Origin of the sequence: Lysinibacillus sp. UBA6686, from assembly GCF_002455205.1 — a bacterium.
Taxonomy (GTDB): Bacteria; Bacillota; Bacilli; order Bacillales_A; family Planococcaceae; genus Lysinibacillus; species Lysinibacillus pakistanensis.
Genome location: NZ_DKJS01000023.1, coordinates 1 through 13,844, shown reverse-complemented (window position 1 = coordinate 13,844; position 13,844 = coordinate 1). Strand labels below are relative to the sequence as shown.

The 13,844-nt window shown below is 39.4% G+C and carries 16 protein-coding genes; 15 read left to right on the top strand and 1 reads right to left on the bottom strand.

All coding sequences use genetic code 11. From position 1 onward, the window contains the following. Positions 1-33 precede the first annotated feature (33 nt). The 9 genes from aroA (at position 34) to B2R82_RS05840 (ending at position 7,668) form a co-directional block, all read left to right on the top strand. A complete protein-coding gene (gene aroA, locus B2R82_RS05880; protein ID WP_286923972.1) occupies positions 34-1,320 on the top strand; it encodes a 3-phosphoshikimate 1-carboxyvinyltransferase in 1,287 nt (428 codons plus the stop codon). A 96-nt stretch (positions 1,321-1,416) separates the two neighbouring features. Beyond that, positions 1,417-2,685 (top strand): tetratricopeptide repeat protein, encoded by a 1,269-nt coding sequence (locus B2R82_RS05875; protein ID WP_286923971.1) that lies wholly within the window; start codon positions 1,417-1,419, stop codon positions 2,683-2,685. 14 nt (positions 2,686-2,699) lie between these two features. Then, positions 2,700-3,257: a ReoY family proteolytic degradation factor gene (locus B2R82_RS05870; RefSeq protein ID WP_283871540.1), complete on the top strand. Its 558-nt coding sequence runs from the start codon at positions 2,700-2,702 to the stop codon at positions 3,255-3,257. Between the two features lie 144 nt (positions 3,258-3,401). Then, complete coding sequence (locus B2R82_RS05865; protein WP_286923970.1) at positions 3,402-3,851, top strand: DUF2487 family protein; 450 nt, start codon at positions 3,402-3,404, stop codon at positions 3,849-3,851. 154 nt (positions 3,852-4,005) lie between these two features. Further along, positions 4,006-4,512: a ubiquinol-cytochrome c reductase iron-sulfur subunit gene (locus tag B2R82_RS05860; protein WP_286923969.1), complete on the top strand. Its 507-nt coding sequence runs from the start codon at positions 4,006-4,008 to the stop codon at positions 4,510-4,512. A gap of 14 nt (positions 4,513-4,526) precedes the next feature. Further along, on the top strand, positions 4,527-5,201 hold the full coding sequence (gene qcrB, locus B2R82_RS05855; protein WP_054770303.1) for a menaquinol-cytochrome c reductase cytochrome b subunit: 675 nt from the start codon (positions 4,527-4,529) through the stop codon (positions 5,199-5,201). Between the two features lie 42 nt (positions 5,202-5,243). After that, on the top strand, positions 5,244-6,035 hold the full coding sequence (locus B2R82_RS05850; RefSeq protein WP_286923968.1) for a menaquinol-cytochrome c reductase cytochrome b/c subunit: 792 nt from the start codon (positions 5,244-5,246) through the stop codon (positions 6,033-6,035). Between the two features lie 301 nt (positions 6,036-6,336). Further along, entirely contained in the window at positions 6,337-6,933 is a 597-nt protein-coding gene (locus B2R82_RS05845; protein WP_283871544.1) for a DUF1405 domain-containing protein, read from the top strand. Between the two features lie 60 nt (positions 6,934-6,993). After that, on the top strand, positions 6,994-7,668 hold the full coding sequence (locus B2R82_RS05840) for a zinc metallopeptidase (protein WP_286924084.1): 675 nt from the start codon (positions 6,994-6,996) through the stop codon (positions 7,666-7,668). A 134-nt stretch (positions 7,669-7,802) separates the two neighbouring features. On the opposite strand, the gene B2R82_RS05835 is transcribed toward B2R82_RS05840, so the two are convergent. Beyond that, positions 7,803-8,672, bottom strand: a complete 870-nt coding sequence (locus B2R82_RS05835; protein ID WP_286923967.1) for a YitT family protein — start codon at positions 8,670-8,672, stop codon at positions 7,803-7,805. A gap of 114 nt (positions 8,673-8,786) precedes the next feature. Between B2R82_RS05835 and B2R82_RS05830 the strand changes: the two genes are divergently transcribed. Genes B2R82_RS05830 through B2R82_RS05805 form a run of 6 tightly spaced genes read left to right on the top strand, consistent with a single transcriptional unit; the run spans position 8,787 to position 13,648 of the window. Continuing rightward, positions 8,787-9,122, top strand: a complete 336-nt coding sequence (locus tag B2R82_RS05830) for a nucleotide pyrophosphohydrolase (RefSeq protein ID WP_286923966.1) — start codon at positions 8,787-8,789, stop codon at positions 9,120-9,122. Next, positions 9,122-9,919 carry a 4-hydroxy-tetrahydrodipicolinate reductase gene (gene dapB, locus B2R82_RS05825; RefSeq protein ID WP_286923965.1) on the top strand — a complete coding sequence of 266 codons (798 nt, stop codon included), beginning with the start codon at positions 9,122-9,124 and terminating at the stop codon, positions 9,917-9,919. Before B2R82_RS05830 ends, dapB begins: the two co-directional genes overlap by 1 nt. Before the next feature lie 19 nt (positions 9,920-9,938). Continuing rightward, positions 9,939-10,343, top strand: a complete 405-nt coding sequence (mgsA, locus tag B2R82_RS05820) for a methylglyoxal synthase (RefSeq protein WP_283871548.1) — start codon at positions 9,939-9,941, stop codon at positions 10,341-10,343. Positions 10,344-10,376: 33 nt separating this feature from the next. Further along, complete coding sequence (bshA, locus tag B2R82_RS05815) at positions 10,377-11,522, top strand: N-acetyl-alpha-D-glucosaminyl L-malate synthase BshA (protein ID WP_286923964.1); 1,146 nt, start codon at positions 10,377-10,379, stop codon at positions 11,520-11,522. Continuing rightward, positions 11,509-12,687, top strand: a complete 1,179-nt coding sequence (locus B2R82_RS05810) for a CCA tRNA nucleotidyltransferase (protein WP_286923963.1) — start codon at positions 11,509-11,511, stop codon at positions 12,685-12,687. The genes bshA and B2R82_RS05810 overlap by 14 nt, the downstream gene beginning before the upstream one ends. After that, a complete protein-coding gene (locus B2R82_RS05805) occupies positions 12,665-13,648 on the top strand; it encodes a biotin--[acetyl-CoA-carboxylase] ligase (RefSeq protein ID WP_286923962.1) in 984 nt (327 codons plus the stop codon). Before B2R82_RS05810 ends, B2R82_RS05805 begins: the two co-directional genes overlap by 23 nt. The last annotated feature ends 196 nt before the right edge of the window (positions 13,649-13,844 follow it).

Genomic DNA, 13,844 nt, shown 5'->3' with positions numbered 1-13,844 from the left:
GCGCTTTCTATCTTCATATTGGAGGAAAAAACAATGAGTGAAAAAATATTACAATATAATAAACCTACCTTGCGAGGAACTTTAACGATCCCTGGTGACAAATCTGTTTCTCACCGCTCTGTTATGTTTGGAGCAATTGCTACAGGTAAAACGACAGTAGATGGCTTTTTATTAGGAGAGGATTGTTTAAGTACAATTGATTGCTTTCGAAAACTCGGTGTAAAAATAGATGTGGAAGGCACTTCTGTCTCCATAGACAGTCCAGGAATCGACGGATGGCAAGAGCCTACAGAGATTTTATATACAGGTAACTCCGGGACCACGACACGCCTAATGTTAGGAATCCTAGCTGGTTCTAATGTCCATTCAGTAATGACAGGGGATGCGTCAATCGGCAAGAGACCAATGCGTCGTGTTATCGATCCATTACGTCAAATGGGTGCATACATTACAGGAAGAGCCAATGGTCAATACACCCCATTAGCTATCCAGGGGACAGCATTACAGGCGATTGATTATCATATGCCAGTTGCTAGTGCACAGGTGAAATCCGCTGTTTTACTGGCAGGCTTACGTGCAGCAGGTACTACGATCGTACGAGAAACAGAAATTTCTCGAGATCATACTGAACGTATGCTCCGTCAATTTGGGGCAGAAATTGATGTAAGGGATGGTGTTATATCATTTGAAGGAGGTCAAACACTGACGGGAACACATGTGTCTGTACCCGGTGATATTTCGTCAGCAGCCTTTTTCTTAGTGGCTGGTGCTATCTGTCATAATAGTAAGATTACGCTTGAAAATGTCGGAATTAATCCGACACGCGACGGTATCATTGAAGTTCTTCAAAATATGGGTGCATCAATGACAGTGATTCCAAATGAAGATAGTCAGTCAGAGCCGACTGCAACCATTACAATAGAAACCTCATCATTAAAAGCCACTACAATTGAGGGGGAGATTATTCCTCGACTTATCGATGAAATTCCGATTCTTGCTTTATTAGCCACTCAGGCAGATGGCAAAACGGTCATTAAGGATGCTGAGGAGCTAAAAGTCAAGGAAACAGACCGAATAGCGGCTGTTGTAGATGAACTGAGAAAACTTGGTGCAAAAATTGAAGCTACAGAAGATGGTATGATAATTGAAGGACCAACACCATTACAAGGTGCTAGCCTCCAAACATATGGGGATCATCGTATCGGTATGATGGGCGCTATAGCAGCACTTATAACAGATGGAGCAGTTACGTTAGACGACGCTGATTGTATCGCAGTGTCTTATCCAACATTTTTTGAACATATTGAGTCTGTAAAGTAAAAAATGATGAAAGACTTCCCAAGTAATTGGGGAGTTTTTTCTTGTTTCGAAAGAAAATGTTTTGTAGCATAAAGATATCAATGAAAGAATAGGTGAATGACTGTGAACAATGCGATGACTGAAATGATGCAAGCACTTGAACAAGGGGACTTAGCATTAATTGATCAGCTACTGGAATCTTTTTTAATGAAGGAGCTACCCGAGGAAATTTATGCACTAGCTGAGGTTTTTATGCAGTATGGGTATATGAAAGAAGCTGACCGTGTACTGGAGCATTTGCAATTTTTATTCCCAGATGAGGCGCAGTTAAAAATCGATCGTGCAACTGTCTTAATGGAGCTTGGTGATGAGGATGATGCATTAGATTTATTATTAGAAATTGAGGAGACTTCACCAGAATATCCGCAAGCTTTAGTAGTATTAGCGGATTATTACCAAATGCAAGGACTGTTTGAGGTGGCGGAAAAGCGTATCAATGAGGCGTTAGCTATTTTACCAGATGAGCCTTTATTGCATTTTGCCAAAGCAGAATTATTATTTGAAACAGGCCGTTTTTTAGAGGCTGCAAGACTATATGAAGAGTTAAATGAACAACAAGGCGAATTTGCAGGTGTAAATCTTCTTGAACGCCTTGCTGAGGTATATCGGGCTGGAGCTGCCTATGAAACAGCTTTAGATTACTATTTAGCAGCTCTTGAGGATGAAGTAAAGCCAGATATTTTATTTGGTGCAGCCTATTCTGCATTCCAATCACAAAAATATGAAATGGCGATTAAACAATTGGAAGAGTTAAAAGAATTAGATCCTGATTATTTCTCTGCCTATTTATTACTTGCCGAGAGCTATGCCATGACAGAGGATAATAAAAAAGCGTATAGCGCCATTCTTGAAGGTTTAAAGCGTGACGAATATGATAAAACTTTATATTTGTTTGCAGGCAAAATGGCACTAAAAAATGGACTACCAGCTGAGGCAGAACAGTATTTACGTGAGGCAGTAGCATTAGATCCTGAATACATGGAGGCAGTATTAGCCTTAATCTCTATTTTGGCACAGCAAGAACGTTTCGAAGATGTCATCGAATTATTTGAAACCTTGCAGCAAAATGATTTTGAATGGAGCGCTTTATATCCGTTTGCTGCAGAGGCATATGAAAATTTAGAATTGTACGACCGTGCATACGAATTTTACAGTTTGGCATATAATGATTTTAAGGAAGACGCAGCATTTTTAGAAAAATATGTTTATTTCTTATTAGAGGAAGGAAAGCGTTCAGAAGCGAAGGAAGTACTCGGTCAATTAATAGCTATTCAACCAGGTGAAACAGAGTGGCAAGAGAAGTTAGAATCCTTAGAATTTGAGTAAAGGAGGGAGTGGGTATGACTGCTTCTGTATCAGTTGTCGATAAAAAAGCATTTGTTCGATGGTTTTTAAAAAATTATCAATTGAAACGTCGTGAGTGTGTATGGATTTTAAATTACCTTTTAAGTAATGACGAACTATTAAAACGAATCCGATTTGTTGAAGAAGCACATTATTGCCCAAGAGCAATGGTGATGTCGACTGTTGACTCAACGGGTGTGCCATTTCGTTTTTATAAAGGCAATGTAATGACAGCAGATGCTGAGAAATCCTTTCATGATTTACGCTTACATGAACACGAAGATATGTATATACAATTGAATTTTCCGAATACACCACCAAGTGCACAATACTTAGCAGTTCTTGAAGAAAACCCTTATATGCCAGAAACACTGATTGTTAGTGAAAAAGACCGTTTACTGGCAGAAGAGCTGCTTTCCAACAGCTTACTCGTATTCCAAGAAGAAAAATTACTCGCACAAATTGATGAAGCCCTCGATCAGGGAGACGAAGAGCGCTTTTATGAATTGTCAAATTTGTTACAAGCTTTAAAGGAAACGGCTAATTTACAATAGTAATAGTTAAAAATTGAATGTCCTTTATCCACCTTGATATGGTAACATAACTAGTGAATGATTGTTTTCACTTTTTATTGGCTATCCTATTTTAAAGAGTGGAAAAGGGCATTTTATGTTGGTAAGAATAAGGAGGTTTAATGAATGTATTTTAATGCGAACGATGTGACATCGTTTATGGCGCAGAAGGAATTTATCGATACAGCAATTGTCCCACTCGTATCCATTGATTTAACTTCTGAAAAAATAAAACAGAGCGGAGCAGAGGCAGATTTTTTGTTATCGCTGACGTCTTTTATTGAGCAACAATTTAAAGGACGGTTATTACTATTGCCACCATTTTCGTACAGTACAATTTTGAAAAACGAAGAAATGCCCCAGCAATTAGAATCACAATTACATAATGCTGGTTTTAAGCATGTGTTCTTCATTACTTGTGATCATTTTTGGACAAATATTGGAGATGTAGTAAATGTTATTTGGCTACCAGCAATTCCATTAGAAAGCATGGATAAAGGTGTGAAAAACTCTATTCTCGAGGATCAACTACGACAAGTGATTCCGACTTTTTCGACCAAATGGGCACAGATTTAACAATTTGTTTCAATAAATGTTCACATTCTCCAGCTTTCCACAGAATGCTATATTGACCAAGCTATGGACTTGATATATCATAGATATGTCCTAGTATTACTATTTGTAAAAGTATGTCCGTTGGACTGACCTTTAAGTTAGAGGGGGGAAAAAAATGAGTAATAATCGAGTTTCACGTCGTCAATTCCTAAGCTATACACTTACTGGTGTAGGTGGCTTTATGGCGGCGGGTATGCTGATGCCGATGGTTCGCTTTGCGATTGACCCAGTGCTACAAAATCATGGTGGTGGGAATTTCATAAAAACGGAGCATAAAATCGCTGATATTACTGAAGAACCTGTTAAAGTTGATTTGAAATTTGAACAAGTTGATGCATGGTACAAATCAGAAGTAACGAATATGGCATGGGTTTACAAAAGTGGCGATCAAATTATAGCCTTATCTCCTGTTTGTAAGCATTTAGGATGTATGGTGAACTGGGGAGGAGATTCAGGACACCCAGATCAATTCTTCTGTCCTTGTCATGCTGGACGTTACGAGAAAAATGGTAAAAACGTACCAGGAACACCACCTACAGGTCCGTTGGATGAATATGAAGTTAAAGAAGAAGATGGTTACTTATCACTTGGTCCAACTAAAGCAAACACTCTAGTTAAGTAAGGGGGTACAAAACAGTGCTAAATAAAATTTATGATTGGGTCGATGAACGCTTAGATATTACACCGATTTGGCGTGATATTGCCGACCACGAAGTGCCTGAGCACGTAAACCCTGCACATCATTTTTCAGCATTCGTTTACTGTTTTGGTGGATTAACGTTCTTCATTACAGTTATACAAATTCTATCTGGTATGTTTTTAACAATGTACTATGTACCAGACGTAGTGAATGCATGGAAGTCAGTTTATTATTTACAAAACGAAGTAGCATTTGGTGAAATCGTACGCGGTATGCACCACTGGGGAGCTTCATTAGTAATCGTAATGATGTTCTTACATACGCTTCGTGTATTCTTTACAGGTTCTTATAAGAAACCTCGTGAATTAAACTGGATGGTTGGTGTAGGTATTTTTGGTGTAATGATGGGTCTTGGCTTTACAGGATACTTATTACCTTGGGATATGAAAGCATTATTCGCTACAAAAGTAGGTATCGAAATTGCTGCGTCTGTACCGTTTATCGGTGGGATGATTAAAGTCTTATTAGCGGGTGACTCAACGATTCTTGGAGCTCAAACGTTAACACGATTCTTTGCGATTCATGTGTTCTTCTTACCTGCAGTATTGTTTGGGTTACTTGCAGCACACTTTATCATGATTCGTCGTCAAGGAATTTCAGGGCCGTTGTAATAGTTCTTGACGGTTCGATGATTTTTTAAAGGAGGGGAAACAATGCATCGCGGAAAAGGAATGAAATTTGTTGGTGATTCTCGTATTAAAGCGAATCATAGAATGCCGAACGTTCCAAAGGATTATTCCGAATATCCAGGTAAGACGGAAGCCTTCTGGCCAAACTTCTTACTAAAAGAATGGATGGTTGGTGCTGTATTCTTAATTGCTTATTTATTATTAACAGTTGCTCATCCATCGCCACTTGAAGGGCCGGCTGATCCAACTAGAGCATATACACCACTACCAGACTGGTACTTCTTATCTATGTATCAACTTTTAAAATACTCATTTGCTTCTGGTCCATACCAAATCATTGGGACTCTTGTAATTCCAGGTCTTGCATTTGGAGCGCTATTATTAATGCCATTTTTAGATAAAGGCCCAGAACGTCGTCCATCTAAACGTCCGTTACCGACTGCGTTTATGTTATTAACTTTGGCTGCTATGTTCTACTTAACTTGGGAGTCAGTTGTGAACCACGACTGGGAAGCTCAAAAAGCTATGGGTGCCATTGTAGAAGAGGTTGAAGTTGATATTGATGAATCTCTACCAGGTTTTGCAATTTGGAATGGTGACACTGGTGAACAAGCTAAATCTTGTATCGGCTGTCATGCTGCTGACTTAAAAGGTGGTCCAGCTGCTCCAGCGTTAGTTGGTAATGAACTAACAGCTGAAGAAGTTGAAGAAATTATGCACAATGGTCGTGGTAATATGCCAAAAGGTGCTTTTGCTGGTACAGATGAAGAAGCGAAGCAATTAGCTGAATTTATTGCAAGCTTAAAAGCTAAATAAGCATAGTTTAAAAGAGTCAGGAAACTGACTCTTTTTTCTCGCTCTATATGGGACTGTTTCAGCATCAAGAAAGTTCCCGTGAAATATATTTTATTACAATAATTTTGTTTCATTTATGCTTGTGCTGAATTTCCTGTTTTATAGCTACCTTCTGTTCCAATAAAGCTGAATAGTTTGTACTTTTTTGTTAGAATAAATACTGTCTCCTCATTACAAATACAGACGATTAAGGACAATAGAATACATAATTACAGTTAAAAAAGGCATCTTAGTAAAGACGCAAGATAAAGGAGTGTTAAACATGCAAATTACACGTGCAAATATCTGGTATCTCCTTACACATAAATCATTTTTAGTTGTATTACTCATTATTAATCTACTTGGAACAATCTACGGCTATTATTGGTATGGCTGGCAGCTAGCAATAACGAAGCCCATTTTTTATATTTTTGTGCCGGATAGCCCAACTGCCAGCCTATTCTTTTGCTTTGTCTTGATAGTCTGGATTATGGGAAAAAGTTGGCCATTGATGGAAGTGCTTGCTCTAGTTACGTTAGTGAAATATGGGATATGGGCTGACGTTATGAATATTTGGACACTGATTGAAACAGGTTCGATCGGCTGGCAAGGATGGATGCTCGTAGGCTCCCATTTTGCAATGGCTGTTCAAGCAATTCTTTATATCGGGAAATATGTTTTTACATATTGGCATATCGCTGTAGCAGCGGTTTGGACATTGCATAATGATGTTATTGATTATGTTTTTGGACAGATGCCCATGTACCGTGACTTAGCAGATTATACTAGCTATATTGGCTATTTTACGTTTTGGTTATCAATTGCATGTATATTTTTAGCTATTTTCTCAATAAGGTGGCGCAAATATTTGCCGAATTAGGGTAATGATTATAGAATTATAGTATCGAGGTAGAAAGGGGTTAGTAAATTGTCAACAGGCATGTATATTGTTTATTTTGCGATTATATTGTTACTGCCGCTATATGCTCAAATGAAGGTTAAGGGCACGTACAATAAGTTTGCGAAAGAACGTACAATGAAGGGACAAACAGGTGCAGAGGTAGCGCGTGCGATTTTAGATGCGAACGGTTTATATGATGTACGAGTTGTCCCAACGCAAGGTGTTTTGTCGGACCATTATAATCCGGCAACAAAAACAGTTGCTTTATCAGAAAGTAACTTTTATGAAGCGAGTGTTGCAGGTGCTGCTGTTGCTGCCCATGAGGTAGGCCACGCCATCCAACATAAAGAAGCTTATTCCATGCTAACATTACGTAGTAAGCTAGTTCCAGTAGCAAATATTTCATCCAATGCATCTTGGATATTTGTAATGATTGGTATTTTTTCTGGCTTGTCCAATATGTTATTACTAGGTATAGTCCTACTGGCAGCAGGCGTAGTTTTCCAATTAGTAACCTTACCCGTTGAATTTGATGCATCTAAGCGTGCGTTAGTGCAAATGAATTCATTAGGTATTATTACAAATGAGGAAGAGCGACCAGCACGAAAAGTGTTAAGTGCAGCAGCATTAACATATGTTGCAGCCGCAGCAGTAGCTGTCTTAGAATTATTACGTTTAGTGTTAATCTTTACAAATATGCGTAGTGATGATTAACGTAAAGGCTTGCTGTAGTGGTGAAATCGCCACTATGGCAAGTTTTTTATCTACAAAGAAAAAAACTGCTCGCCAGATAGCTAGCAGTTTGAATTCTTTGAAGGGGACTTTGTTAATGAAAAGTCCATGCTCGTTTAATGTAAGGGCTGTTTTTGATCGTCAAGGGTAAAGCCCTCTCCTGCAACATCACGAACTTCGATAATGGATACAAAGGCATGTGGATCTACATCATGAATAATTGATTTCAACCGTACTACCTCATTTCGGCCAATCACACAATATATGACTTCCTTTTGCTGCTTTGTAAAATGGCCATGACCCTCCAGAATTGTGATTCCGCGTTCCATACGTAGTGCAATCATTTCAGCAATCGTACTTGATTTCTCAGAGATAATAAGTGCTCCACGTGCAGCATAAGCTCCTTCTTGAACAAAATCAATGACACGAGCTCCAACAAACACCGCAACAAGCGTATACATCATAGAGCGTGCATCTAAAAAAGTTAACCATGATAGAATAATAACGATGGCATCAAAGATGAACATTGTTTTACCCATGCTCCAGCCGAAATATTTATGACCTAGTCGCGCTAAAATATCCACACCACCAGTCGTACCACCAAAACGAAAGACAATGCCAAGTCCTAGTCCAACAAATACACCTGCAAAAAGAGCAACAAGTAGCATATCGTCCTCTAAATGAATTGTGAATTGATATTTTTGGAAAACTTTAAGGAATACGGATACCGATAAGGTTCCCACAAGTGTATAAATAAATGACTTTTTTCCAAGTAAACGATAGCCTATGATAAACATAGGAATATTCAATAGTAAATTCATTAAGGCAGGGTCCCAGCCTAGTGTAAAATAAAGTATAAGAGTGATACCACTTAAGCCACCTTCGCCAAGCTGATTTTGCATGTTAAAGTGGACGAAGCCGAAGCTAAAAATAGCAGCTCCGAGCATAATTGCGATGATATTGCGAATTTTAATCTGTTTTAGCATGTGTCCTCCTGTAGTTCCAACAAATGAAGTAGTGCTATCTATTATCTGACATTTTATTGTTTTTGACAACAATGGTGTAAATTTTATACGATGGTATGTAGGAGTGTGATTATAATGACTGAACAAGTGACAATGCAAGCTTTACAGCAGCGTGTTGATGATTATATAGGACAATTTAAGGAAGGTTATTTCCCACCCTTGGAATTATTGGCACGATTAACAGAGGAGCTTGGTGAATTATCACGAGAGGTACAAGATGTTTACGGACAAAAAAAGAAAAAGAGTACGGAGGGAACAAATAGCATTGAAGAAGAGTTAGGGGACTTTTTCTTTGTGTTAGTTTGCTTTGCCAATGCACAAGGTATTCAATTAGATGAAGCACTTTTACGCGTCATACATAAATTTGAAACGAGAGATAAGGATCGCTGGACTAGAAAGGATGAGGAATAATGTCGATTCGTGTAGCAATTGCAGGACCAAGGGGAAAAATGGGGGCTGAAGCTGTACATACAGTCATGAAACATGACAAAATGGAATTAGTAGCTGTACTAGATTATAAGGAAGTGGGAAAAACATTAGCTGATTTAGACATGTTCCCTGCGAGCTATAGAGTACCTGTATTTACAGAAATGCATGATCTTGTAGAAGCAACGGCACCAGACGTATTAGTGGATTTAACAAACCCTCATGCCGTCTATAAGCATACAAAAGAAGCATTACATTTAAATGTACGACCTGTCATAGGAACGACAGGTTTTACAGATAGAGAACTAGAAGAATTATCCGCAATTGCAAAAGAAAAAGAGCTAGGCTGTATTATTGCCCCAAACTTTGCAATCGGTGCTATATTGATGATGAAATTCGCGAAGGAAGCGGCAAAATACTTACCAGATGTAGAAATTATTGAAATGCACCACGATCAAAAGCTAGATGCACCATCTGGGACGGCTGTTAAAACGGCACAATTGATTCAAGAGGTTCGAGCACCAAAAGGGCAAGGACATCCTGAAGAAAAAGAAACGATTGCTGGTGCTAGAGGGGGAGAGTTTGATGGCATGCGCATACATTCCGTCCGATTACCAGGGCTAGTAGCACACCAGCAAGTTTTATTTGGTGGGGATGGTCAGTTATTAACGGTTCGCCATGATTCTTTAAATCGTAATTCTTTTATGTCAGGGATAGCCTTTTGCGTAGAAGAGGTCATGAAAATGGATCAACTTGTATATGGTTTAGAAAACATCATCTAAAGATGGGGATGGACGCTTTATGAAAATCGCACTAATTGCACATGATCGTAAAAAAGATAATTTAGTACAGTTTGCTATTGCTTACAAAGATATTTTAAATGAGCACCATTTGTATGCTACTGGTACAACAGGGCAGCGCGTAATTGAGGCTACAGGTTTAGAGGTTACCCGTTTTCGTTCAGGTCCACTTGGTGGAGACCAACAAATTGGCGCAATGATTGCCAATAATGATATGGATATGGTTATTTTTTTCCGCGATCCTTTAACCGCACAACCACACGAGCCAGATGTTTCTGCACTTATCCGTCTCTGTGATGTTTACCAAGTACCACTGGCAACAAATATGGGAACTGCAGAAATATTACTTAAAGGCCTACAAGAGGGCTTTGTGGATTGGAGATTGATTCAAGAAAGAAGAAATTAAAAAAAGACGCGATTTAGAAAGGATGATCATCGAATGAGAAAGCTAAAAATAGGCATTACCTGTTACCCAACTGTTGGAGGCTCTGGTGTCATTGCGACAGAATTAGGAAAAATGCTTGCAGAGAGAGGACACGAAATTCATTTCATCACCTCAAGCGTACCATTTCGATTGAATAAAATTTATCCAACCGTCTTTTTCCATGAAGTAGAAGTGAATAACTATTCGGTATTTCAATATTCTCCATACGATATTGCTTTAGCAAGTAAGATGGCTGATGTCATTAAGGATGAAGAGCTGGACGTATTACATGTGCATTATGCTATTCCACATGCAGTATGTGCTGTATTAGCACGTGAAATGAGCGGGCGGGATATTGGCATTGTCACAACCTTACATGGCACTGATATATCGGTGCTTGGGCAGGATTCCACTCTGTCACAGGCGATAAAGTATGGCATTGATAAATCTGATATTGTCACTACAGTATCCCAAGCTTTAAAGGAACAAACTTATGAACTAATAGATACGGTAAAACCTATTGAAACGATTTACAACTTTGTAGATGAGCGTGAATACTTCCCTCGTAATTCAGGTAATTTAAAGGAACAATTTGGTATTCAAGATGATGAAAAAGTCATTATTCACGTCTCTAACTTCCGTAAAATTAAGAATCTTCCGCATATTGTGGATGCATTTATGAAAATACGTGCGAATATGAAGGCAAAATTATTATTAGTAGGGGATGGACCAGAAAAGCATCGTGTAATGGACCAAGTAAAGGAAAGTCCTTATGTAAAAGATGTTTTGTTTTTAGGGAAACAGGAAAACTTGGCTGAATTGTATGCCATTAGTGATCTAAAATTATTACTTTCACAGCAGGAATCTTTCGGATTGGTATTATTGGAAGCAATGGCGTGTGGCGTGCCTTGTATTGGCTCAAATGTTGGAGGAATCCCTGAGGTAATCGAACATGATGTGGATGGTTATATAGTGGAATTAGGGGATACAGATGCTGTAGCAGAGTACGCTGTAAATTTATTGCAGGATGAAGTGAAATTACAACGTTTCCGTGAAGCTGCTATTCGTGCTGTCGATGAAAAATTCCACTCAGCTAAAATTGTAGAGCAATATGAAAAATTGTACGAGAAGGTTGCGGAAAGAAATCATGCAAAACAATAAAGAATGGCAAGCAGCCTATTCAGTTATAGAACAATTAGAAAACGCAGGCTTTGAAGCAGTCATCGTTGGTGGCGCGGTGCGAGATACAATACTCGGTCGCCCTGCCCATGATGTAGATGTGGCGACAAATGCCATGCCAGAAGAAGTAAAGTCCGTCTTTCATCATACGGCGGATATAGGTATTCAGCATGGGACGGTGCTTGTTATCGTGCCTGCCGGTTCTGTAGAGGTAACAACATTTCGTACCGACGGACAATATACGGATCACCGTAGACCTGAGGATGTGCAGTTTGTGCGTTCACTCCAGGATGATTTACAGCGTCGAGATTTTACGATGAATGCCATTGCGATGTGCCGCGATGGCTCTTTCGTTGATTTTTACGGAGGACGTCAAGATATTGAGGCTGGTATTATACGCGCTGTAGGTAATCCACAGATTCGATTTACTGAGGATGCATTACGCATGCTTCGAGCGGTACGATTTTCAGCCCAGCTTGGTTTTGAAATTGAGTCTGCAACATTGTTGGCAATTCAGAATAAGGCCGCTGATATTTCCTGGATTGCAAATGAACGCATAAAGGCAGAGCTTGATAAGATGTGGACAGGGAAAGATGTTTTTAAAGGTATTACAATGCTTGAGAAAAGTAGTTTAGCCAATTATTTGCAAGGTTCTTTTGAGGCTAAGCAATGGTGTGATTTTAAGGCTCATCATAAGCTAATAGGCTGGGCATATTTTGCGGTGTTACAGGGGGAATGCTGGCAAGACGTATTGCGTAGCTATCGATTATCGAATAAGGAAATCGGTTTTGTCAAGGCCGTGATAGCCGCTTTAGATGCCTTAAAAAGAGGTTGGTCCAATATGGATTACTTGATGTTTACGCAGCAAGAACTTGAAACAGCTCGCTATGTTGCAGAGCTTAGAGAACTTAGCGTTCACATACCACAGCAAAGTATACCTGAATTACAGGCTCAGCTTCCTATAAAACATCAGCAGGAATTAGTAGTAAACGGTTCTGATCTATTAACATGGTCTGGAAAAAAGGGTGGGCCATGGGTAAAGGAAGCATTACAGAAGATGCTAGAAGCAGTCGTAAATGGCGAACTTCGAAATGACCGACAACAGATAAAGGAATGGATAGAGCATGAGTATTTCCATGAAGGATGAAATTTTAAAAAGAATATTAGCAGCTGATGGTGAAGCGGTTTCTGGCCAGGAGCTGGCAGATTCTCTTGGTGTATCGCGTACAGCCATTTGGAAGCATATGCAGACACTGCAGGAGGAAGGCTACACATTTGAAACAATTAAGAAAAAAGGTTATGTACTGACAGGAGTACCTAATAGTTTAAATCCAACCCAAATTGAGCTTTTTTTAAATACAAAACAATTTGGACGGGAAATTCATTATTTTGATGTAGTCGATTCAACACAAACAATTGCTCATAAGCTTGCACAGGAGGGAGCACCACAAGGCACGGTTATAATTGGGGAAGAGCAAACTGCTGGCCGTGGCCGTATGGCTCGTATGTGGGAATCTGCAAATGGCACTGGCATTTGGATGACTATTATTGTGAGGCCAGATGTTACACCCCAGCAAGCTTCTTCCTATACGCTTGTCGTGGCAGTTGCAGTGACAATGGCAATTAAGACATTATATAAACAGGTTGAACCGGCTATTAAATGGCCAAATGATCTTCTGATTAACGGAAAAAAATGTACTGGTATTTTAACGGAGATGCAGGCAGAAGCGGATATGGTACAAGCTCTACTTGTAGGTATCGGCATTAATGCAAATCAGGTGGCATCAGATTTTTCACCAGATATAGCTGATATTGCAACATCTCTACGCTTAGAAGCGGGCGAGGAGATTAACCGTGCTGCACTTGTTGCAACAATCTTACAGTACTTAGAGCAATTTACAGAGTTATATGTCAAAGAGGGCTTTATAAGTATAAAAGCGCTGTGGGAGCAAATGTCCTGCACAATTGGCCAACGCATTGAGGTTACAACGATACGTGAACGTTTTGAAGGCATTGCTAGTGGAATTACAGAAGATGGAGTACTACAGCTTACCCAAGATGATGGAACTATTCGTACAATCTATGCAGGCGATATAAAAATCATATAACAATAAGCTGCAAGTTTAATCCTTGCAGCTTATTCATAGTGTTGGAAAACTAAATGGTCAAGGGACCCTTTGTGAATATTTAGTCAAAATGAAGGTGATTTCCGTTCCAGGCTACTCGCTTTTTTTCTGTCGCTTCGCTTTCGCACAGAGCAAAGCTTCCAGTGGGCGAGCGACGAGCCGCTTCCTGCGCTGGAGG